At 58.2% G+C, this 20,738-nt stretch carries 21 protein-coding genes; 15 read left to right on the top strand and 6 right to left on the bottom strand.

Annotation, left to right across the window (positions count from 1 at the left end; genetic code table 11):
- The coding region (locus tag ACR0K4_RS08955) for an elongation factor Tu (RefSeq protein WP_480853673.1) at nt 1-860 on the top strand (860 nt) is incomplete at its 5' end.
- A gap of 192 nt (nt 861-1,052) precedes the next feature.
- Here ACR0K4_RS08955 and ACR0K4_RS08950 read toward each other — a convergent pair.
- The gene (locus ACR0K4_RS08950; protein WP_480517315.1) at nt 1,053-1,853 is read right to left on the bottom strand and encodes a hypothetical protein; all 801 of its coding nucleotides are present in this window, start codon (nt 1,851-1,853) and stop codon (nt 1,053-1,055) included.
- 288 nt (nt 1,854-2,141) lie between these two features.
- Here ACR0K4_RS08950 and rpsJ point away from each other — a divergent pair, with 288 nt between their 5' ends.
- The 7 genes from rpsJ to rpsD all read left to right on the top strand — a co-directional run bounded on the left by rpsJ (nt 2,142) and on the right by rpsD (nt 6,921).
- Nucleotides 2,142-2,456 carry a 30S ribosomal protein S10 gene (gene rpsJ, locus ACR0K4_RS08945; RefSeq protein WP_008756422.1) on the top strand — a complete coding sequence of 105 codons (315 nt, stop codon included), beginning with the start codon at nt 2,142-2,144 and terminating at the stop codon, nt 2,454-2,456.
- Nucleotides 2,457-2,472: 16 nt separating this feature from the next.
- Entirely contained in the window at nt 2,473-3,198 is a 726-nt protein-coding gene (rplC, locus tag ACR0K4_RS08940) for a 50S ribosomal protein L3 (protein WP_170515968.1), read from the top strand.
- Nucleotides 3,195-3,812 (top strand): 50S ribosomal protein L4, encoded by a 618-nt coding sequence (gene rplD / locus ACR0K4_RS08935; protein ID WP_170429267.1) that lies wholly within the window; start codon nt 3,195-3,197, stop codon nt 3,810-3,812. Before rplC ends, rplD begins: the two co-directional genes overlap by 4 nt.
- Entirely contained in the window at nt 3,809-4,105 is a 297-nt protein-coding gene (locus tag ACR0K4_RS08930; protein WP_008757532.1) for a 50S ribosomal protein L23, read from the top strand. Before rplD ends, ACR0K4_RS08930 begins: the two co-directional genes overlap by 4 nt.
- A 171-nt stretch (nt 4,106-4,276) precedes the next feature.
- Entirely contained in the window at nt 4,277-5,311 is a 1,035-nt protein-coding gene (locus ACR0K4_RS08925; protein ID WP_480853672.1) for a fatty acid desaturase, read from the top strand.
- A 449-nt stretch (nt 5,312-5,760) separates the two neighbouring features.
- On the top strand, nt 5,761-6,093 hold the full coding sequence (locus tag ACR0K4_RS08920) for a hypothetical protein (RefSeq protein WP_480853671.1): 333 nt from the start codon (nt 5,761-5,763) through the stop codon (nt 6,091-6,093).
- A 207-nt stretch (nt 6,094-6,300) separates the two neighbouring features.
- Nucleotides 6,301-6,921 (top strand): 30S ribosomal protein S4, encoded by a 621-nt coding sequence (gene rpsD, locus ACR0K4_RS08915; protein ID WP_480517324.1) that lies wholly within the window; start codon nt 6,301-6,303, stop codon nt 6,919-6,921.
- 123 nt (nt 6,922-7,044) lie between these two features.
- Here rpsD and ACR0K4_RS08910 read toward each other — a convergent pair whose 3' ends face one another.
- Nucleotides 7,045-7,506: an Lrp/AsnC family transcriptional regulator gene (locus ACR0K4_RS08910; RefSeq protein ID WP_480853670.1), complete on the bottom strand. Its 462-nt coding sequence runs from the start codon at nt 7,504-7,506 to the stop codon at nt 7,045-7,047.
- Nucleotides 7,507-7,608: 102 nt separating this feature from the next.
- On the opposite strand from ACR0K4_RS08910, the gene ACR0K4_RS08905 reads away from it, so the two are divergent.
- The 4 genes from ACR0K4_RS08905 (at nt 7,609) to ACR0K4_RS08890 (ending at nt 11,910) form a co-directional block, all read left to right on the top strand.
- On the top strand, nt 7,609-9,024 hold the full coding sequence (locus ACR0K4_RS08905; RefSeq protein ID WP_480853668.1) for an aminotransferase class V-fold PLP-dependent enzyme: 1,416 nt from the start codon (nt 7,609-7,611) through the stop codon (nt 9,022-9,024).
- 65 nt (nt 9,025-9,089) lie between these two features.
- Entirely contained in the window at nt 9,090-10,175 is a 1,086-nt protein-coding gene (gene hisC / locus ACR0K4_RS08900; RefSeq protein ID WP_480853666.1) for a histidinol-phosphate transaminase, read from the top strand.
- Nucleotides 10,172-11,092: a prephenate/arogenate dehydrogenase family protein gene (locus tag ACR0K4_RS08895; protein ID WP_480853664.1), complete on the top strand. Its 921-nt coding sequence runs from the start codon at nt 10,172-10,174 to the stop codon at nt 11,090-11,092. Before hisC ends, ACR0K4_RS08895 begins: the two co-directional genes overlap by 4 nt.
- Entirely contained in the window at nt 11,089-11,910 is an 822-nt protein-coding gene (locus tag ACR0K4_RS08890) for an extensin-like domain-containing protein (protein WP_480853662.1), read from the top strand. Before ACR0K4_RS08895 ends, ACR0K4_RS08890 begins: the two co-directional genes overlap by 4 nt.
- Here the strand turns inward: ACR0K4_RS08890 and ACR0K4_RS08885 are convergent.
- Nucleotides 11,907-12,908 carry a DUF2125 domain-containing protein gene (locus tag ACR0K4_RS08885; protein WP_480853660.1) on the bottom strand — a complete coding sequence of 334 codons (1,002 nt, stop codon included), beginning with the start codon at nt 12,906-12,908 and terminating at the stop codon, nt 11,907-11,909. The two genes, ACR0K4_RS08890 and ACR0K4_RS08885, sit on opposite strands and share 4 nt — an antisense overlap.
- 67 nt (nt 12,909-12,975) lie before the next feature.
- Between ACR0K4_RS08885 and ACR0K4_RS08880 the strand changes: the two genes are divergently transcribed.
- The 3 genes from ACR0K4_RS08880 to ACR0K4_RS08870 all read left to right on the top strand — a co-directional run bounded on the left by ACR0K4_RS08880 (nt 12,976) and on the right by ACR0K4_RS08870 (nt 16,457).
- Nucleotides 12,976-13,506: a gamma-glutamylcyclotransferase gene (locus ACR0K4_RS08880; protein WP_480853659.1), complete on the top strand. Its 531-nt coding sequence runs from the start codon at nt 12,976-12,978 to the stop codon at nt 13,504-13,506.
- Between the two features lie 68 nt (nt 13,507-13,574).
- A complete protein-coding gene (locus ACR0K4_RS08875; protein ID WP_480517340.1) occupies nt 13,575-14,753 on the top strand; it encodes a biopolymer transporter ExbB in 1,179 nt (392 codons plus the stop codon).
- A gap of 3 nt (nt 14,754-14,756) precedes the next feature.
- Nucleotides 14,757-16,457: a peptidoglycan -binding protein gene (locus tag ACR0K4_RS08870; RefSeq protein WP_480853657.1), complete on the top strand. Its 1,701-nt coding sequence runs from the start codon at nt 14,757-14,759 to the stop codon at nt 16,455-16,457.
- 3 nt (nt 16,458-16,460) lie between these two features.
- Here ACR0K4_RS08870 and ACR0K4_RS08865 read toward each other — a convergent pair whose 3' ends face one another.
- From ACR0K4_RS08865 to gloB, 3 genes are all read right to left on the bottom strand, one after another.
- The gene (locus ACR0K4_RS08865; protein WP_480853655.1) at nt 16,461-17,420 is read right to left on the bottom strand and encodes a M23 family metallopeptidase; all 960 of its coding nucleotides are present in this window, start codon (nt 17,418-17,420) and stop codon (nt 16,461-16,463) included.
- Nucleotides 17,421-19,745 carry an ATP-dependent Clp protease ATP-binding subunit ClpA gene (clpA, locus tag ACR0K4_RS08860; RefSeq protein ID WP_480853654.1) on the bottom strand — a complete coding sequence of 775 codons (2,325 nt, stop codon included), beginning with the start codon at nt 19,743-19,745 and terminating at the stop codon, nt 17,421-17,423. It abuts the gene before it with no gap.
- A gap of 174 nt (nt 19,746-19,919) precedes the next feature.
- Nucleotides 19,920-20,687, bottom strand: a complete 768-nt coding sequence (gene gloB / locus ACR0K4_RS08855; RefSeq protein WP_480853653.1) for a hydroxyacylglutathione hydrolase — start codon at nt 20,685-20,687, stop codon at nt 19,920-19,922.
- Nucleotides 20,688-20,738 lie beyond the last annotated feature (51 nt).

Genomic DNA, 20,738 nt, shown 5'->3' with positions numbered 1-20,738 from the left:
GCCCGATGCCGCAGACGCGCGAGCACATCCTGCTGGGCCGCCAGGTTGGCATCCCGAAGATGGTCGTGTTCATGAACAAAGTGGACCAGGTCGACGACGAAGAGCTGCTGGAACTGGTTGAGATGGAAGTTCGCGAACTGCTGTCCAGCTATGAATACCCCGGCGACGATATTCCGATCATCGCAGGTTCGGCTCTGGCCGCGATGGAAGGCAACAACCCGGAAATCGGCGAAGAGAAGATCAAGGAACTGATGGCGGCTGTTGATGACTACATCGACACCCCTGAGCGTGAAGTTGACAAGCCGTTCCTGATGCCGGTCGAAGACGTGTTCTCGATCTCGGGCCGTGGTACCGTTGTGACCGGTCGTGTCGAGCGTGGCGTGATCAATGTTGGCGACGAGATCGAAATCGTCGGCATCCGTGACACTCAGAAAACCACCTGTACCGGTGTTGAAATGTTCCGCAAGCTGCTGGATCGCGGCGAAGCGGGCGACAACATCGGCGCGCTGCTGCGCGGTATCGACCGTGACGGCGTTGAGCGTGGCCAGGTTCTGTGTAAGCCGGGTTCGGTTACACCGCACACCAAGTTCGAAGCCGAAGCCTACATCCTGACCAAGGAAGAAGGCGGTCGTCACACTCCGTTCTTCGCGAACTACCGTCCGCAGTTCTACTTCCGGACCACTGACGTGACCGGCACCGTGACCCTGGCGGCTGGCACCGAGATGGTTATGCCCGGCGATAACGTTGGCTTCACCGTCGAGCTGATCGCGCCCATCGCGATGGAAGACGGCCTGCGCTTCGCCATCCGCGAAGGCGGCCGCACCGTCGGCGCCGGCGTTGTGTCGAAGATCATCGAGTAAGTCGGCTCTGCCGACTGGTGGGCGGCAGTTGCTCTGAAAGAGCAATGAGAGCTCACTCCGTTGAACTAAAGAAGGCCGTCCCAATCAGGGGCGGCCTTTTTCTCTTTTAACGGGTTCGAACGGGTGTACCGGTATGAAGAACAGCAGCCGTGGGTGAGCGTTTTCCGATGAAGTGTACGTTGCTTTTCCACCTCATTGGGAATTGAGTAAACCTTCGATTTCGTCAAACCTTATGGCCATCCCCGACTTTCCGGGCATCGCGGCGACGTTCTCAAGATAGCTCAAGTATACTTGGCAATATTCTGGGGCTCTCCACGTATCAAGGTACAGAGGTTCTAGATCTAAATCGGTCATCCCGTTGTCTTTCATTCTCTTTGCCAATCGATCGAAGTCTTCGTTTGTAGGCGGTATTGGTTCATTCGCCTCACCGGTGTTGATTGCACGAGCGTCAAGGAGGTGTGAAGTCATAGTCGCCATGACTTGATCCAGTTCCAGATATACCAGAGAGAGTTGATGGTAATTCAGTTTGCCAGCACCATGGCGAGCTACAAGTGCGCAAGTTTTTGGATCATCGAATGACCGCAGAAACTGGATGCGTGCGTTTATCATATCGACCCGCTGCCGATCCGAAAGCGCTCGAGAGTACTTGGCCAGTCGTAACCTATATGCCAGCAATTCGCGGTCTAGCTTCTCTCGAACATCCTCGCTTGTTCGAAGGCTCGATCTCGCCTCGAAAAAGCGGTCGATAACGTAATCCAGGTCTTCTGGAGCCTTTTCGTCAACGACTTGCCAGAACTTCGCCAGTTTACCACGCAGCATCAATTCACGCGTCTCGGGTGCGCCGACAGGGATATCTCGTATGTCTGCCAGCGCTGTGCCGATGCTAAGAGCGTCTGGAACATTTTCACTAGCAGTACCTTCACGAAGTAGCATGAAGATTGCCAGTGAAGCACAGATCGTAGCTGCACCAAAAGTAAAGAACTGCATTTTCATTGTGGCGGCTTCCAGACTCGACATACTCTACCTATGGTGGAAGATGGGCTATGTGTCCTCAGATGTCGATGGGGGTTGTGCAACACTGGGCTGGAGAAAACCCACCCAACATTCTCTTTTGTATGGCAACCATTTCCCCCTTGCCAAACCCCACTAACCCCACTAATACGCGCGAGTTCTCAACAAGAACGTCAAGGCGGGGTGATTCCCGCCTTTTGGGTTCGATGAGGGTTGGCGATGCGCGTCTGTCCTCCTCTCAACCTCAACGCCTGATAAAAGGCTGTATCTATGCAAAGCCAAAATATCCGTATTCGGCTGAAGGCATTTGACTATCGCGTTCTGGATGCCAGCACGCAAGAGATCGTCAACACTGCCAAGCGGACCGGCGCGAACGTGCGCGGCCCGATCCCACTGCCGAACAAGATTGAGAAGTTCACGGTTCTCCGTGGCCCTCACGTTGACAAGAAATCCCGCGACCAGTTCGAGATCCGCACGCACAAGCGTCTCTTGGACATCGTTGATCCGACCCCCCAGACCGTTGACGCGCTGATGAAGCTCGACCTCGCTGCTGGTGTGGACGTCGAGATCAAGCTGCAGTCGTAATCGGAGGGTATAGATTATGCGCTCTGGTATTATCGCAAAAAAAGTTGGCATGACCCGCCTGTTCATGGAAGACGGCAAGCAGATCCCTGTGACCGTTCTTCACCTGGATAACCTGCAGGTTGTTGCACAGCGTACCGCTGATAAAGACGGCTACACCGCCGTTCAGCTGGGCGCCGGTGCTGCCAAGGCAAAACGCACCTCGAAAGCCATGCGCGGTCACTATGCCGCTGCAAAGGTCGAGCCCAAGCGTAAGCTGGCCGAGTTCCGCGTCTCTGAAGATGGCCTGATTGATGTGGGTGCCGAAATTTCGGCCGAACACTTCCTGGAAGGTCAGAAGGTTGACGTTTCGGGCACCTCGATCGGTAAAGGCTTTGCCGGTGCGATGAAGCGTTGGAACTTTGGTGGTCTGCGCGCCTCGCACGGTGTTTCGATCAGCCACCGTTCGCACGGTTCGACCGGTCAGTGTCAGGACCCGGGCAAGGTGTTCAAAGGCAAGAAGATGGCCGGTCACATGGGTGCTGCCCGTGTTACCACCCAGAACCTGGAAGTCGTCAAAACCGACGCCGACCGTGGTCTGGTCTTCATCAAAGGCGCTGTTCCCGGACCGAAATCGGGCTGGGTTACCGTCAAGGACGCCGTGAAGAAGAAAGCACCGGAAGGCCTACCTTTCCCGGCTGCTGTGAAATCGGCTGCAACCGAAGCACCTGCGGAAGAAGCGCCCGCGGAAGGTGGTGAAGCATGAAACTTGATGTAATCAAACTGGACGGCGGCAAAGCCGGCGACATCGAGCTGAACGCCGATCTGTTCGGCCTCGAGCCGCGCGCGGACATCCTGCACCGTGTGGTCCGTTGGCAGCGTAACAATGCGCAAGCCGGCACCCACAAGGTCAAGACCCGCTCGGAAACCAGCTACTCGACCAAGAAGATCTATCGCCAGAAGGGCACCGGTGGCGCACGCCATGGTGACCGCAACGCGCCAATCTTCCGTGGTGGTGGTATCTACAAAGGCCCCGTCGTGCGTTCGCACGGCCACGACCTGCCCAAGAAGTTCCGCAAGCTTGGCCTGCGCCACGCTCTGTCGGCCAAAGCCAAGGCAGGTGAACTGGTCGTGATCGAGAGTGCCGAAGCCGAAGGCAAGACCGCCGCTCTGGCCAAACAGGTTGCAAACCTGGGCTGGAAACGCGCTCTGGTCATCGACGGCGCGACCGTGAACGAAGGGTTCCTGAAAGCGTCCAAAAACATCGAAGGCCTGGATATCCTGCCGTCGATGGGCGCAAACGTCTATGACATCCTCAAGCGTGACACCCTGGTGCTCACCAAAGCGGCTGTCGAAGCACTGGAGGCTCGTCTGAAATGAGCGCGAAGGCAGAACACTACGACGTGATCCGCAAGCCGATCATTACCGAGAAGTCGACCATGGCGTCCGAAAACGGCGCGGTTGTCTTTGAAGTGGCGATCGACAGCAACAAGCCGCAGATCAAAGAGGCCGTTGAGGCGCTGTTTGGTGTGAAGGTCAAAGCGGTGAACACCACCGTGACCAAAGGCAAGGTCAAGCGGTTCCGCGGCCAGCTGGGCCGTCGGAAAGACGTCAAAAAAGCGTATGTGACCCTGGAAGAGGGCAACACCATCGACGTGAGCACGGGTCTCTGATCGAACCCGTCTTTGGAAACATTTGAAGGCCCCCGCGTAAGCGGGGGTTTTTCTTTAGGTGGGAACACCAAGATTTGAGCGCAAATCCCTGCGTCTCGTCCAGAAATCGATTGCGATATGGGTGGGGTTGTCTATCCGGTATGTAATCAACAAGAAAGTTACGGCAGGCGCATGACCCTATCCACTCACTCGACCCGGGACGCCCCGAAAGTAACTGCCGCGCGGGATTGGGTGACGACGCTTGCCAAATATCGGGAACCGAACCAGATGCGCAGCTGGTTTGAGCTGGGGGTTACCCTCATTCCTTTTCTGGCTCTTTGGGCTTTGGCATGGATCTGTCTGTCAGTCGGATATTGGCTGGTTTTTGCGATCTCGGTTCTGAACTCAGCCTTTTTGCTGCGCCTGTTTGCCATACAGCATGATTGCGGGCATGGCGCCTTTTTCAAGAACCGAGGCGTCAGTGACTGGGTCGGGCGGATGATCGGAGTACTGACGCTCACACCTTATGACGTCTGGCGACGCACACACTCTACCCATCACAACGCGTCTGGTAATCTGGACAAGCGCGGAATGGGCGATATCCATACACTCACAGTGGCCGAATACCGCAGGCTGACACCCATGAATCGTTTTTGGTACCGGGTGTATCGTCATCCCGTCACACTATTCGGTCTTGGCCCCGGCTATTTGTTTCTGTTCCAGAACCGGCTGCCGCTTGGGCTTATGGGGAGCTTGAAATTCTGGACCAGCGCAATGGCTACGAATGCGGCCATTCTTGCTGTGCTTTATCTCATCTATTATTTTGGCGGCTTGATGCCGCTGCTGTTGATCTTTTTGCCCTCGACGCTGATCGCCGCAACGGCGGGTGTATGGCTGTTTTATGTGCAGCATCAGTTCGAGGATACAACATGGGAGTCTGATGAAGACTGGCAGTTGCATGAAGCAGCCTTGCACGGCAGTTCCCACTATATCCTGCCGCCTGTTCTGCAGTGGTTCAGTGCCAATATCGGCATTCACCACGTGCACCACCTGTACAGCCGCGTCCCGTTCTACCGGTTGACCGAGGTGCTGAGGGATCATGATGAGCTGGCGAACAGCAACCGAATGACCATTCGTGAAAGCCTTGCCAACGCGCGCTTGCATTTGTGGGACGAAAACCGCCGTCGCTTGTTGTCATTTGCCGAGGCGCGCGCGCTCTATGGGTGAGATGACGATTTCGCGGCCTGCCGGACAGGTGTCTCAAACTCAAGAACAGGTCTGATACCGGAAAATCAAACAGCGTAAACTTGTCCGTCACGCACTTAACGACCCGTCGCTGAAAACAGGTATAGTCCGGCCAACGTGTGTTTATGCCGTCGTTGTCAGCTGGGTTTGGTCGAAATTGTCTCAATTTGAGTGTGCTTATGAGCAACAATCACGTAAACGCTGCGTCATCGTCTCTTTTCTGCCCATTTTAGCGTTGATACACAGTCCATGGTACAGGTGGAATGTTAAGCAGTGCGGGCGGTAAAATGAGAACCGGTTACAACGGTCCTATTGCTATTTGTTGGACGCAAACTGAACTTGATGGGCTTCTTTCAGCATCGGTTTCCGATCTGAGTGTCGGGGCAGTCTGGTCTTGGTGCGGTGCCAAGGCCGGTTTGACGATCATGGACATGTCGGACGATCCAGATGCGGGGTTTGGTGGTTCCTTTTTGCTTGGTCGTGGCGCGGGGTGTTTGGTCCGGGTTCAGGCCCGGCTTGAGCTTTCAAATGGCGCACAGCGATTCATGGCAGAGCTTGTCAGATCGGATGAAGATGATTTCCTTGGGTTGGTTTTCAAAGATGCGTGTCCGGCGCGGGATCAGGAGTTCTGGGTAAGCTCAATCACCGAGGTCACGGAGCCTGCGCAGGCTGCGCCGGCGTCGAGCAATATCGTCAGGTTCCAGTCATCGCAGCCGGTTGAGATATCATCTCCCGAGCAGGTTGCCGTTGTTGCGGCTGAATAAGCGAACTACACTTTCCTTATCGTTATTTTGCAGGAATTTGGACTCTGCGCGATTGGCCTGTTGACTCTGCCCATCGCGCGGATATAAGCGCGGCTTCATTGGTGTTGGTGGCCCCCGCAAGGGGATACCTGTCATGGGGGAGACCTCAAGAGGACAACGCCCTTCATAGCGGCCCTAGGGCCTCGACCTGAACGAAGGAGATCAGCCGTGACCAAACGCACGTCTGCCAAGTACAAAATCGACCGCCGGATGGGCGAAAACATCTGGGGTCGTCCGAAATCCCCGGTCAACCGTCGCGAATATGGCCCCGGCCAGCACGGTCAGCGCCGCAAGGGTAAACTGTCGGACTTCGGTCTGCAGCTGCGCGCCAAGCAGAAGCTGAAAGGCTACTATGGCGACCTGACCGAGAAGCAGTTCCGCCGCATTTATGCCGAAGCCGTACGTGTGAACGGCGACACCGGTGAAAACCTGATCGGTCTGCTGGAAAGCCGTCTGGATGCCGTCGTTTACCGCGCCAAGTTCGTGCCGACCGTCTTCGCCGCGCGTCAGTTCGTGAACCACGGCCATGTTAAAGTGAACGGCAAGCGGGTGAATATTCCCAGCTACCGCGTCAAGGAAGGCGACGTAATTGAAGTACGTGACAAATCCAAGCAACTGGCCGTTGTTCTGGAAGCCGTTGCGCTGGCCGAACGTGATGTGCCGGATTACATCGACGCGGACCACTCGAAGATGACCGCAACTTTCGTGCGCGCGCCGGGCCTGGGCGATGTGCCCTATCCAGTGATGATGGAACCGAACCTGGTCGTGGAATTCTACGCGAAGAACTAATCTTCGCCGATCTGCACAAGATGAAGGGCCGCGCTTTCAGCGCGGTCTTTTTATTTGGAGGGGGCTCTGCCCCCGTCGCTTCGCGACTCCCCCGGGGTATTTGGGGCCAGATGAAGATTTGGATCAGATCGGAAATGGGCGGCCTTCGGCGATGGCTTCCATCGCGAAGTAGGATGTCACGCTGTCCAGTTCGACCTTTTCGATCAGGCGCTGATAAACCTTGTCGTAGGATGCCATGTCCTGTGTCACCACTTTGAGTTGATAATCGTAGTCTCCGCCGATCCGGTGGAAGTCCACGACCTCGGGAATGGTCAGCACGTGGCGGCGAAAGGCCTGCAACCACTCGGCAGAGTGATGTCGGGTGCGTAGCATAACGAAGACCACAAGGTTCAGCCCCAGTTTCTCGCGCGCGATCTGTGCTGTTGATCCGGTGATAACACCGCTGTCATTCAGCGCTTTCAACCGCCGCCAGCACGCGTTTTGGGACAATCCGACCCGATCTGCCAGGTCGCGCTGAGAGAGGGTGGCATCTTTTTGCAGCTGGCGGAGGATGCTTTTGTCAATTTGATCTAAAATTTTGGCCATTTCGAAGAATATGACACAAGATTCAGAAAATTAAGTCAATAACAGGGGAGTTATTTGCGCCGAAAAGCAATCATATTCGATATGCAATATGGAGCCCACGCAATGACCTTGTCCCAATTTCGCGCAGACATCCAATCCACCGCTCACAATTCGAACCTGCGTGATGGGTTGATCGGAGAGAACGTTCTGATCCCGGGTCTGCATGGGGATGTACCGCTTGTATATGCGGATTATGTCGCCTCGGGCCGTGCGTTGCGGCAGGTCGAGGAATTTGTGACTGCGCATGTGTTGCCGTTTTATGCCAACAGTCACACCGAAGCCTCCTATTGTGGGTCTTACATGACCCGACTGCGCCGTGAAGCGCGCGCAGAGATTGCCCGCATCATAGGAGCCTCGGAAGAGGATGCGGTGATTTTTGCCGGATCAGGCGCCACTGCGGGTCTCAACCGGTTGGTCAGCCTGCTGGGAGTTGATCGTGCTGATCGGCCGGTTGTATTGATCGGGCCGTATGAACATCACTCGAACATCCTGCCGTGGCGAGAGAGCAAGGCGCAGGTTATCGAAATCCCGGAAGCATCAGACGGCGGTGTCGATCTGGCCGCCCTTGAGCAGGCTTTGAAGGTCAACGCTGAGTCTGATCTGATCATCGGCTCGTTTTCGGCGGCCTCGAATGTCACCGGGATCATCACTGAACCGGACCCGGTCACCCGGTTGCTTAAGTCACATGGGGCGCTGGCTGTTTGGGATTATGCCGGGGGTGGGCCTTACTTGCCGATCGACATGGGGCCGGAAGACGCGCGCAAGGACGCGATCGTTGTCTCACCTCACAAGTTCCCGGGCGGGCCGGGGGCGTCGGGGGTGCTGGTGGTCAACCGACAGGCCGTGAAACGCACCAGCCCCAGTTGGCCCGGTGGCGGAACGGTGAGTTTTGTGTCGCCTTGGCGGCATGACTACAGCGCGGATCTGGCGACCCGGGAAGAGGCCGGAACGCCCAACGTGATCGGCGACATTCGGGCAGCACTTGCTTTCATCGTCAAGGATGTGGTGGGCACGGATGAGATTGCCAGGCGGGAGGCAGTATACAATCGGATGGCGATACAGGGATGGGGTGATAATCCCAACCTTACGCTGTTGGGCGCGGACAATCCGCACCGGTTGCCGATTTATTCCTTTCTTGTTCGCGACAATGCCGGGCGCCCGGTGCACCAGCAGCTCTTTACCCGGATGCTGAGCGATATTTATGGCATTCAAGCGCGGGGCGGTTGTGCCTGTGCCGGGCCATATGCGCATCGGTTGTTGGGTATTGATCGCGCGACTTCGGATGAATTGCACGCGGCGTTGAGCGCGGGAGAAGAGATGAAGAAGCCCGGCTGGGTGCGGTTGAATTTTTCGTATCTGATGAGCGTCGAAACCGTCCAGTTCATCATCGACAGCGTGAATGATCTGTCGTGCCGCACCGAGGAATTCGCGCCATGTTACAGCGCCGACCCGGCAACCGCCCGCTTCAAAGCGGCGTGACGGAATTGCCGCTTTTCTCAACGCGTTGAGACGGGTATGAGGGGCTCCAACATACGGAGCCTGATATGAACAAGATCACCCCGCAACCGGGCATTATGGACATCGCGCTGTATCAGGGCGGGCAGTCGCATGTGGCCGGGGTCGCGCATGTGATCAAGCTGAGTTCCAACGAAAACCCGCACGGTCCCAGCCCCAAGGCGATTGAGGCTGTGCGTGACAGTGCGGCAACCCTGCATCGCTATCCCAGCACTGACCATGCCAGCTTGCGCGCGGCGATTGGCGCATGTCACGGGCTGGACCCGGCGCGGATCATTTGCGGCGTCGGCAGCGATGAGGTTCTGCAATTCGTGGCGCAGGCCTATGCCGGCCCGGGGGACGAGGTCATGTACACCGAGCACGGGTTCTCAATGTATCCGATCATCGCGCGAATGGCGGGTGCGACACCGGTCATGGTGCCTGAGACCGACCGTCAAGTGGATGTCGACAACATCCTGAGCGTGGTTACCGACCAGACCCGAATTGTGTTTGTGACCAACCCGGGTAATCCGACTTCGACCATGATCCCCAAGTCCGAGTTGGAGCGCTTGGCCAATGCATTGCCGCAGACCTGTCTGATGGTGATCGACGGCGCCTATGCCGAATTTGTTGCGGATTTCGATGGTGGTGCGTCGCTGGTTGATCGGTTCGACAACGTGATCATGACGCGGACGTTTTCCAAGATTTATGGTCTGGGTGGAATGCGCGTCGGCTGGGGCTATGCCGCGCAGGCCATCATAGATGTGTTGAACCGGGTGCGTCAGCCGTTCAACCTGTCACTTACCGCTCTGGCAGCGGCCGAAGCCGCGATCAAGGATGATGCGTATCTGACCTTTTGCCACACCGAGAACGCCCGCCTTCGGGTGTGGCTGTCGGACGAGTTGGCAAAAGTCGGCGTGCCGTCCGATCCGTCCAGCACCAATTTCATTCTCGCGCGTTTCAAGGATCAGCCCGAGGCCGAAGCCTGTGATGACTATCTGAAATCGCGAGGGCTGATTGTGCGGCGTGTGGCGGGATATAATCTACCGAATGCGCTTCGGATCACCGTCGGTGATGAAGACGCTTGCAGAAGGGTAGTCGCCGCAATCACTGCATTCAAAGAGGGCGCAGCATGAGCCAAGTTTACGACCGTGTTGCGCTGATCGGGCTGGGCCTGATTGCCTCATCCATGTTCTGGGCGATCAAACGAGGCGGTCTTGCGGGGGAAGTGACCGGCTATGCCCGGTCCGCTGAAACCCGCGACACGGCGCGCCGGATCGGTTTGTGCGACCGGATTTGCGACACCGCGCAAGAGGCCGTCGCGGGCGCGGACCTTGTTGTGCTTTGCGTGCCCGTCGGGGCCATGGGTGCGATTGCGGCGGATATTGCGCCAAGCCTCAAGCCCGGCGCGACCGTCAGCGATGTGGGCTCGGTCAAGCGCCATGTTATCGCGGCTGTGTCCCCGCATATACCTGATGGTGTGCATTTCATCCCGGCGCACCCATTGGCAGGGACCGAGCATTCCGGTCCTGAAGCCGGTTTTGCCGAGTTGTTTGACAATCGCTGGAACCTGATCGTCCCGATCGAAGGGTCCGACCCCGAGGCGGTGGCCCGGTTGCGCGCTTTGTGGGAGGGGATGGGTGCCTATGTCGATGAGATGGATGCCGATCACCACGATCTGGTGCTGGCCGTTACATCCCATGCCCCGCACCTGATTGCGTATACGATGGTGGGCGTGGCGGATGATCTGCGGCGGGTCACCGACACTGAGGTCATCAAATACTCGGCTGCCGGTTTCCGGGATTTCACCCGTATCGCGGCCTCGGACCCGACCATGTGGCGCGATGTGTTTCTGACCAACAAGGACGCAACGCTGGAGATACTCGGCCGGTTCACCGAAGAGCTGTTTGCCTTGCAACGGGCGATCCGCACCGGGGATGGGGAGCACCTGTTCGACTACTTCACCCGCACCCGAGCGATCCGGCGTGGCATCATCGACGCAGGGCAGGACACCGACGCCCCGGATTTCGGACGCAGCAAGGCAAGCTCATGACCTGTGGGTGGCGCGCGTATACAGTCGGGTTTCTGATCGCCAGCGCTTCTCTGGCAGTGGCCGCCCCTTTGGATCGCTCGCTGTTTCCTGTCGCGCGGGCCGAGGCAACGCCAGCTGCTGCACCCGCGCCTGCGGCCCGACTGCGCCCAGAATTGCGGCCTGCATCACCACAGGTATTGGCCTTCGCCGCACGCCCGTCCGATCTGCCGCTGCTTGGCCCTGATACCTCACTCATGCCATACCTGCGTCCCAAATCACTGGAGCAAGAGGTCTTTCTGAAAAAGCGCAAGCTGCGCAAAAGCTCAGTCTGTGGTGATATCGCCATTCAGGGCAAGCCGGTGGGCAAAGTTCCGGGCAAGATCAAAGCCTGTGGGATCAAGGATGCGGTACAGATCACCTCGGTGTCCGGCGTAGCGCTGAGCCGTCCGTCAACAATGGATTGCGGCACCGCGATTGCGTTGAATAAATGGGTCGACAAAACGGTCAAGCCGACCTTCAAACGACGCGGGCCAGTGGTCGAGCTTCAGGTTGCGGCACACTACGCCTGCCGGACAAGGAACAACCGCAAGGGCGCGCGTATCTCGGAACATGGCAAGGGCCGCGCGATTGACATCTCGGGCTTCAAAATGGCGGACGGTGAGGTGGTGACCGTGCTGAATGGCTGGCGCAAGAACCCATCGCAGAAACAGCTGGTCAAAATCTGGCGCGGGGCCTGTGGGCCGTTTGGAACCGTACTTGGGCCAAATTCTGACCGGTTTCACCGCGATCATTTCCATCTTGATACGGCGCGCTATCGCCGCGGACCTTATTGTCGCTAACGCAGGATCAAACGCGGTGCAGGCCCAAGGGGCAGGGGGCCCAGTGCGACAAACCCGTCGCGAAAATTCAGTTGCAGATCCAGCGCGTTGGGGTTGCCCCCCAGGCCGGCCATAAAGGTCAGGGCCCGGGTCACAGGATCAACCGCCTGATCGGGTAGGGCACCGGCGGCATTGGCCATCGCCACCATGTCACGCCAGTTTTCTGCCTTGATGGCGATCTCGCCCGTGGGAATACCCTGCGCGTCAACGTCAAGCTCTCCGGCTGCGAACAGGCGCAACTCGCCCCATTTGACTTCGGCCAGCCGCAGGTCAATCCTGACCGGCTGCGGGCGACCGGCTTCGATTGCTGATCGGTCCCACGGTTTGTCAAATGTGATGAACGCGTCCAACTCTAGCGTTTCAAAGGTCTGGGGCAGGGACGCGGCAGAGCGCATGAGGCGACGCAGCTCTTCCCCGGGTTCAAACCCGTCCACTTTTGCGCCAATCGCATAAGACTCGGGCGCGCCCTCTTGCGCCATAACCAGATTGAGGCTGTCCCCTGCGGCCTGCGGGTCGGTGCCGTCTGTCAACGCCCACGCCCCTGCTGTCAGGGCCATCTTTTCCAAAACCAGCGCCACACCGGGTTGCAGGTTCAGCTCGGCCTGCAGTTCCATGGCCTGAATTATGGTGGTCTGGTCGAAATACGATACCCGCTGAGGTGTATCGGCAAAGCGCAGCATCTGACGTCCGGGCCAGATTGCAGGGCTTTGGAATTCGATCCAGTCGGCGCTCCAGGCAGTGCCATTGACCGGATCAGCCAGTGCGGGATTGTTCAGACGCGTCACATGGCGGCCTGGATAGCCTGCGGTTGATACATCCGAAAAATCGGCCTGCCATCCCAGTTCTTGCTGATGGTCGAACCACCCGGCAATCGCGTTGCGAAGGCCGTATCCTGCGACAAACCAATAGGCGCTCCATGCCAGGACGACAAACACAAATACTCGTATCAGACGGCGCATGATGAATGGCCCTTTTTCCTGCCTTGGAATTGATGTTTATAGGCGCAAACGGGCAAGGACCAGTGCAATGACGATGTGGGTATTCGGATATGGATCGCTATTGTGGAACCCCGGCTTTCCGGTGGCGCGCAGTGAACGGGCCACGTTGCACGGATATGCGCGGTCATTCTGCATGCGCTCGATCCATCATCGCGGCACCGAGGATGAGCCGGGGCTGGTGTTGGCGCTGGATGAACAGCCCGACACCAAATGTTCGGGGCTGGCGCTGGCGGTTGAGGCCGGGCATGAAGACCGAACGCTGGCCGAATTGCGCGAGCGCGAGCTGATCTCATCCGCTTATCTTGAGCGCATGCTGGACGTGCATTTGGACAACGGACAGGTGGTCAATGCCGTTACCTATGTGATCGATGCCCATCACGTACAGTATTGCGGCGGGCTGCCACTGGAAGAACAGGCCCAGATCATTGCCCATGCCGTTGGTGGACGGGGTCCAAATACCGAATACCTGTTCAACACCGCCGATCATTTGACCGAGATCGGTCTGCATGATCCGGACCTTGAGTGGTTGTCGCAACGGGTGCGTAGAATCAGCGCATAAACCCTTGGCGTCGCGGCCACGTTTTCGCTAGGCTCACTCCAGAGCAGACAATACCAGGAGCCACGCGCATGGCGCAGGCACATCAGGGCGCGAGACCACATTTCTCGCAACCGATCCGGCAAATCTTGATGATGCTGATCGCAATCGGGCTGTCGGGCTTTGGGGTGTTCATGGCCCTGCCTTATGTGCTGCCGGTCATTCAGGCCAACCTGTATCTCAACGGGTTCATCATTCTGGTCTTTGTCATTGGTGTGCTCGCCTGTTTCCTTCAGGTCACTCAACTGATTGGATCTGTGCGCTGGATCGAAGCCTTTGTCGGCGGTGTGGTGCGTGAGGATGCGCGTACACCGCAACTTCTGGCCCCCTTGGCCTCGCTGTTGCGCGCACGTGGCGCGCGGTCTCAGATAAGTTCCAGCTCGACGCGGTCCATTCTGGACTCGGTTGCGGAGCGGGTGGAAGAAGAACGCGAGATCACGCGCTATATCACCAATGTTCTGATCTATCTTGGCCTTCTGGGGACCTTCTTCGGTCTGGCCACCACAGTTCCCGCCATTGTCGATACCATCCGCAGCCTGAACCCTCAGGAAGGTGAGGAAGGTCTGGCCGTCTTCAACCGGCTTATGACCGGGCTGGAATCCCAGCTGCAAGGTATGGGCGTTGCGTTCGGTTCGTCTTTGCTGGGTCTGGCCGGGTCGTTGGTTGTGGGCCTGCTGGAACTGTTCGCAGGGCACGGGCAGAACCGCTTTTATCGCGAGCTGGAGGAATGGCTGTCCTCGATCACCCGTGTCGGATTTGCGGGCGGTGAAGAAGGCAGCGCGGAACTGGCTGTGCTGACGCCTGTGCTGGACACCATGGCCGAGCAGATGGATGCGCTGCAGGACATGTTCACCGCGCAGGAACTGAACCGCGCCGAGATGTCCGGCAAGCTGGGGCAGCTTGTCGATGCGATCAGTGAAATGAACATGCGGCAGGCGCAGTCCGAAGGTGTGACCGCCGCCCTTGAACGCGTGGCGCTGGGGCAGGATGCATTGCTGGACCACATGCGCGACCATGGCGCGGGCGAAGGGATCGATGCCGAAAGCCGGATGCGTCTTCGATCGATGGACGTGCAATTGCTGCGGATCCTCGAAGAGATATCAGCCGGTCGTCAGGACAGCATGAACGAGCTGCGCAAGGATTTCGAACTGCTGGTCAAGGCCCTGACCCTGCCGCGCGGCGCGGTTCGCAGCCCGTCCGAGGGGGACTAAGCCATGGCCCTGTCCCGTCGCACCGGTCAGCGGTTCTCGGGTTCGGTCTGGCCCGGCTTCGTGGACGCGATGACGGGTCTTTTGATGGTGCTGACCTTTGTGCTGACCATCTTCATGGTCGTGCAATTCGTGTTGCGAGAAACTATCTCGGGCCAGGAAGATGAGTTGACTGCCTTGTCCGATGAGATTGCCGCGCTGGCCGGTGCGCTTGGGTTGGAAGAGCGCGAAAACAGCCGCCTTCAGGCACGATTGGGCGCATTGAATACGACGCTGACACAGGTCGAGGATGATCTGGCACAGGCCGAAACACAGATCACCGATTTTGAGGCGCAGGTTGCCGCGCTGCTTGCGGATCAGGATCGCGCGCGTGGCGAAATTGCCGCGTTGGAAAGTCAGCGCGACAATTTGCTGTCCGAACAGCAAGACCTGCTGTCCGAACAGGATGCCCTGAATCTGGCACTGGCCCAAAGCCGTCAGGAAATCGACGCACAGGCAGAAGCCGCACGTCTCGCGGCTGCACGTCGCGAGGCGCTTGAGGCGTTGGTCGCTGATCTCGAAGCCAGCGATGCAGCGCGGGCCACACTGATCTCGGAACTGGAACAGGAGCTTTCGGATGAGGAAGCCGCACGCCTTGCTGAGGCTGCTGCCGCCGAAGCCTTGCGCGACCGGTTGCAGAACGCGGATTCAGAGCTGACCGCCATGACGCTTGCGCTGGAGGCGCAACGGCAAGAGGCGGAAGAGACACTGACCCTTCTGGCCGCCGCACAGGCGGCAAAAGCCGAACTGGAACGCCAATTTGGCGAGCTGAATGCTGAAGGGTTGCGCGAACAGCTGCAGGCCGCGCTTGCCGCGCAAACGCAGGCGGCCGAAGATGCCGATGCGCTCAGGTCTCTGGCTGCGGAACGTGCGGCTTTGCTGGCGGTTGCCGAACAGGCGCTGGCCTCCGAGCAGGAGACGTCTACAGAAGCTCAGCGGCAAACCGCTTTGCTTAACCAGCAGATGTCGGCCTTGCGCGGACAATTGGGATCGCTGCAGGCACTGCTGGATGACTATGAAGAACGCAATGAAGCGGCGGAGATTCAGATTCAGACCTTGGGTCAGGACCTGAACGCGGCGCTGGCCCGCGCGGCCTCGGAAGAGCGCCGCCGCCGCCTGTTGGAAGAGGCAGAACGCATCCGCCTTGAGGCCGAGGCCGAGGCTTTGGCCGGGCAGAACGAAGAATTGACCGCGCAGGCCGAGGATTTGCAACGCTACCGGTCTGAGTTTTTCGGACGGCTGCGCGATGTTCTGGGCGATCAGGAAGGTGTGCGGATCGAAGGCGACCGATTTGTATTTTCCTCGGAGGTTCTGTTTGACACAGGCTCCGCCATTCTGTCCCCGGAAGGGCAGTTGGAAGTGGCGAAAGTGGCCAATATCCTGCGTGGTGTTGCGGCGGAAATTCCCGAGGGTCTCAATTGGATCATCCGCGTGGATGGCCACACCGACAATGTGCCCTTGGGCGGCGGAGGGCGCTATCGCGACAATTGGGAGTTAAGCCAGGGCCGTGCGTTGTCGGTCGTTCTTTTCATGGTCGACGCGCTGGGCATCCCGCCGAGTCGTCTGGCGGCAAACGGGTTTGGCGAGTTCCAGCCGGTCAACCCGGACGATACGCCGGAAGCGCGTGCGCAGAATCGCCGTATCGAATTGAAACTGACAGAGCGGTAAGGATCACCGTACTGGAACTGTCACCGATCTGGCGCTGATTGCGGCATCATTTCGGATCAGCGTGATTTCTCCGCGATATATTCCGGCGGGCCACTGCGGCTGAGACAGCCTGCGCCCTGTGGCGCGAAAGGCTTGCGCCTGGTCTTTCTCGAACACGATGTCATCCGAACTGACCTGGCCTTGTGGGCCAAAAATCTCGATCCGCATGATGTCGTTTTTTTGGATGCCAAACGCGTAACCAAATAGCACAATCGCCCCCGCTTTGACCGAAAAGACGTCATGCGCTGCGGTCCCGGCTTTGATCGCGGAATATTTTGGGATGTCCGACGTAAACCCGGCAGAGATCAAACCACCCGGCGCATATGTTATCGGATCAGCCCAGAGGGTCGTTTGCGACGATGCGCAGGCTTGCGGTCCGTCGGGCGCAAACGGATCAACGGGAATGCTGTTTTTGCGTACGGAAAGATGTAGATGCGGGAACTGGGTTTTCCCGCTCAACCCGATTTGCCCCAATACTGTTCCGGCGGAGACACTATCTCCTGTTTTGACCTGCACGGATCCCTTTTTCAGGTGGCAGTATTGGGTTTCCCACCCATCCGGGCTTGCGATAGCAACGCCATTGCCACATTCCCGACCTTGTACCGAAGCAGCGGGTTCGCCGGAAAAGACCGTATCTTCCATGCCGTCGCGGATACCAAGAACGGTTCCTGAAACTGCCGCCAATACGTTTACGCCTGCCTGCATGTCAGCCAGGGTTGGCAATGCGAAATCTGTCCCTTTGTGCCCGTCATAGACCAAGGCACCGCAGCGATAATCCTGCGCTCCTGAACCGCCATCATGGTCGACGTAGTTTTGGATAAAGCAGCTGTCACCCAAAACACAATCTACCGGCTGCTCCAGAATGAATTCGCTCGCCGCCGGGCTGGCAGCGAGCGTTATCAATGCCGCAAATGCGGTGCGCATTTAGTCTGCCGTCAGCAGCGGCGGTTTATCTCCTGGAATGCGCGGTTGGTCCGGGCCGAGGATAACCAGGTTCAACTCACCCTTCTTGACCGAAACGCGAACTACACCGCCTTTGGCCAGTTTGCCGAACAACAGTTCCTCGGCGAGGGGCTTCTTGATGTGTTCCTGGATGACGCGCCCAAGCGGACGGGCACCCATCTTGTCATCATAGCCCTTATCGGCCAGCCACTCGGCAGCCTTAGGCGTGAGATCGATGGTCACGTTGCGATCCAGCAGTTGCGCTTCAAGCTGCAGAACGAACTTCTCGACCACCTGCAGAATGACCGATTTCGGCAGCGGCGCGAATGAGATCACAGCGTCCAAACGGTTGCGGAATTCAGGCGTGAACGTGCGCTCAATCGCGGCAGTGTCTTCACCTTCGCGCCGGTCGCGGGCAAAACCGATGGCGGCTTTGGCCTGTTCCTGCGCGCCCGCGTTCGAGGTCATGATCAGCACCACGTTGCGGAAGTTCACCGTGCGGCCGTTGTGATCGGTCAGCTCGCCATGGTCCATCACCTGCAGCAGGATATTGAACACATCCGGATGCGCTTTCTCGATCTCGTCCAACAACAGGACGCAATGGGGGTGTTGATCGACACCATCGGTCAGAAGACCGCCCTGATCAAACCCGACATAGCCCGGAGGCGCGCCGATCAGGCGGGAAACAGCATGTTTTTCCATGTATTCGGACATGTCGAAGCGCAGCAGTTCCACCCCCAGCGTATCCGCAAGTTGTTTCGCCACCTCGGTTTTGCCTACACCGGTTGGACCCGCGAACAAGTAGTTGCCGATGGGTTTCTCAGGCTCGCGCAGACCGGCACGGGCCAATTTGATGGCGCTGGAGAGCGCCACGATGGCATCATCCTGACCGAACACCACCCGTTTCAGCGAGGTTTCGAGGTCTTTCAGAACCTCGGCATCGTCCTTGGTGACATTCTTCGGCGGGATGCGTGCGATCTTGGCGACGACGGCCTCGATCTCTTTCACGCCGATGGTCTTGCGGCGCTTGCTTTCGGCCAGCAGATGTTGCGCGGCACCGGCCTCATCGATCACGTCGATGGCCTTGTCCGGCAGCTTGCGGTCGTTGATGTAACGCGCCGACAACTCGACCGCGGTCTTGATTGCGTCCGCGGTGTATTTAATGGCGTGGTGTTCCTCGAAATAAGGCTTCAGGCCGCGCAGGATTTTTACGCTGTCCTCGACCGAGGGCTCACTCACATCGATCTTCTGGAACCGGCGGCTCAGCGCGCGGTCTTTTTCGAAATGCTGGCGGAACTCCTTATACGTGGTCGAGCCCATGGTGCGCAGCTTACCGCCCTGCAGGGCAGGTTTCAGCAGGTTCGACGCATCCATCGCGCCGCCCGAGGTGGCACCGGCACCGATCACGGTGTGAATCTCGTCGATGAACAGAACCGCGTCGGGGTGATCCTCCAATTCGGTCACAACTGCCTTCAGCCGTTCTTCGAAATCGCCGCGATAGCGGGTTCCGGCCAGCAGCGCGCCCATGTCCAGCGAGTAGATCGTGGTTTCGGACAAAACATCGGGCGCTTCACCGGCGACAATCTTGTGCGCCAGACCTTCGGCGATGGCGGTTTTACCAACGCCTGGATCACCTACCAGAAGAGGGTTGTTCTTACGGCGGCGGCAGAGCACCTGAATACAGCGCTCGACCTCATCGGCGCGTCCGATCAGCGGATCGACATCACCAGCGCGGGACTTGGCGTTCAGGTCAACGCAATACTTGCCCAGCGCGCTTTCTTTTTGCTCGCCTTCGCCGGCGTTGGGCTGCGTTTCCTCTTCGACCTGATCGGCCCCGGAAACCGAGCGGTTTTCACCATAAGCAGGGTCTTTGGCCACACCATGGGCGATGAAATTCACCGCGTCATATCGGGTCATATCCTGTTCCTGCAGGAAATAAGCGGCATTGCTTTCGCGTTCGGCGAAGATGGCCACCAGAACATTTGCCCCCGTGACTTCGGTCCGGCCCGAGCTTTGGACGTGAATGGCGGCGCGTTGAATCACACGCTGGAACGCGGCGGTCGGGACAGCTTCGGACCCGTCGATATCTGTGACAAGGTTTGACAAATCCTCGTCAATGAATTCGACCAGAGTGCTGCGCAGCTCATCCAGATCGACGCTGCAGGCCTTCATGACACGGATGGCGTCCGGCTCTTCCAGCAGCGCCAGCAGCAGATGCTCCAGCGTTGCGAATTCGTGCCGCCGTTCGTTCGCAGCCGCCAGGGCCGCGTGAATGGCTTGTTCTAATGTGCTCGAGAATGAAGGCACGCGGGTGCTCCTCTGTCTTGGGTCAGAAGGGGGCGGGCTGTAGGCCGGATCCCCATCCCAACCATGTCCTCATACCATTAGAGTTTGGTTGATCGTGGCCCGGCTTCAAGGGTTTTCTTGCACTTGACAGTCTAATTTCCTGTGACCGTGGCCGTGAGGAGGGTAAATTATGCATTAGAATCGGTCTTTTCGACCTCTGATCTCAGCAAAAACTTCCGCCGGGTCAGCGTTTTCCATGTCCAGTTGTACCTGAATCGCCGGATCAGCCGCACGGAGAAAGGGGTTTGTGGCTTTCTCTAAGGCAAGAGTCGAGGGCACAGTGGGCTCGCCTGCGGCGCGGGCGCGTTCGATATCGGCCACACGGTCTTTCAGTGCCGGGTTATCCGGATCGATGGTGACGGCGAATTTGGCGTTTGATTGCGTATATTCGTGACCGGAACAGACGATTGTTTCGTCCGGCAGGGCCGCCAGCTTGCTGAGCGAGGCCCACATTTGCGGTGCGGTCCCTTCAAACAAACGTCCGCAGCCCAACGCCATCAGACTGTCGGCCGTAAACAAAGCCGCGCTTTGCGGCATATAAAAAGCGATGTGCCCAACCGTGTGTCCCGAGACATCCATGATCTCGACCTTCTCACCTCCAAACGCGAAGCTGTCACCGTCATTCACTTTCAGGTCCAGTTGCGGCAGGCGGTGCGCGTCGGCGGCGGCACCGATTACCTGTGCGTTGTGCTTCTCAAGAATACCCGCCAACCCATCCACATGATCCCAATGATGATGCGTCAGCAGCACATGCGACAGGTTCCAGCCGCGTCTATCCAGTTCAGACAGGATGGGCCCCGCTTCGGGTGCGTCGATCAATGCGGTATTGCCGCTTTCGGCGTCATGCGCCAGAAAAGCGTAGTTATCGCTGAGACAAGGAATGGTGACGATCTCAAGAGGCATGGCCTTTTGCCCTTTCGTTGCTAGACTGCGCTCAGCTAAGCCGATTGACCG

This window comes from Ruegeria sp. K11 (assembly GCF_056531905.1).
This window is presented reverse-complemented; position numbering and strand designations above follow the sequence as displayed.

Excerpts from the sequence above, each read along its gene's own strand:
- ACR0K4_RS08950 (WP_480517315.1), bottom strand. The coding sequence starts at position 1,853 with ATGAAAATGCAGTTCTTTACTTTTGGTGCAGCTACGATCTGTGCTTCA.
- rpsJ (WP_008756422.1), top strand. The coding sequence starts at position 2,142 with ATGCAAAGCCAAAATATCCGTATTCGGCTGAAGGCATTTGACTATCGC.
- rplC (WP_170515968.1), top strand. The coding sequence starts at position 2,473 with ATGCGCTCTGGTATTATCGCAAAAAAAGTTGGCATGACCCGCCTGTTC.
- rplD (WP_170429267.1), top strand. The coding sequence starts at position 3,195 with ATGAAACTTGATGTAATCAAACTGGACGGCGGCAAAGCCGGCGACATC.
- ACR0K4_RS08930 (WP_008757532.1), top strand. The coding sequence starts at position 3,809 with ATGAGCGCGAAGGCAGAACACTACGACGTGATCCGCAAGCCGATCATT.
- ACR0K4_RS08925 (WP_480853672.1), top strand. The coding sequence starts at position 4,277 with ATGACCCTATCCACTCACTCGACCCGGGACGCCCCGAAAGTAACTGCC.
- ACR0K4_RS08920 (WP_480853671.1), top strand. The coding sequence starts at position 5,761 with ATGTCGGACGATCCAGATGCGGGGTTTGGTGGTTCCTTTTTGCTTGGT.
- ACR0K4_RS08910 (WP_480853670.1), bottom strand. The coding sequence starts at position 7,506 with ATGGCCAAAATTTTAGATCAAATTGACAAAAGCATCCTCCGCCAGCTG.
- ACR0K4_RS08905 (WP_480853668.1), top strand. The coding sequence starts at position 7,609 with ATGACCTTGTCCCAATTTCGCGCAGACATCCAATCCACCGCTCACAAT.
- hisC (WP_480853666.1), top strand. The coding sequence starts at position 9,090 with ATGAACAAGATCACCCCGCAACCGGGCATTATGGACATCGCGCTGTAT.
- ACR0K4_RS08895 (WP_480853664.1), top strand. The coding sequence starts at position 10,172 with ATGAGCCAAGTTTACGACCGTGTTGCGCTGATCGGGCTGGGCCTGATT.
- ACR0K4_RS08890 (WP_480853662.1), top strand. The coding sequence starts at position 11,089 with ATGACCTGTGGGTGGCGCGCGTATACAGTCGGGTTTCTGATCGCCAGC.
- ACR0K4_RS08885 (WP_480853660.1), bottom strand. The coding sequence starts at position 12,908 with ATGCGCCGTCTGATACGAGTATTTGTGTTTGTCGTCCTGGCATGGAGC.
- ACR0K4_RS08880 (WP_480853659.1), top strand. The coding sequence starts at position 12,976 with ATGACGATGTGGGTATTCGGATATGGATCGCTATTGTGGAACCCCGGC.
- ACR0K4_RS08875 (WP_480517340.1), top strand. The coding sequence starts at position 13,575 with ATGGCGCAGGCACATCAGGGCGCGAGACCACATTTCTCGCAACCGATC.
- ACR0K4_RS08870 (WP_480853657.1), top strand. The coding sequence starts at position 14,757 with ATGGCCCTGTCCCGTCGCACCGGTCAGCGGTTCTCGGGTTCGGTCTGG.
- ACR0K4_RS08865 (WP_480853655.1), bottom strand. The coding sequence starts at position 17,420 with ATGCGCACCGCATTTGCGGCATTGATAACGCTCGCTGCCAGCCCGGCG.
- gloB (WP_480853653.1), bottom strand. The coding sequence starts at position 20,687 with ATGCCTCTTGAGATCGTCACCATTCCTTGTCTCAGCGATAACTACGCT.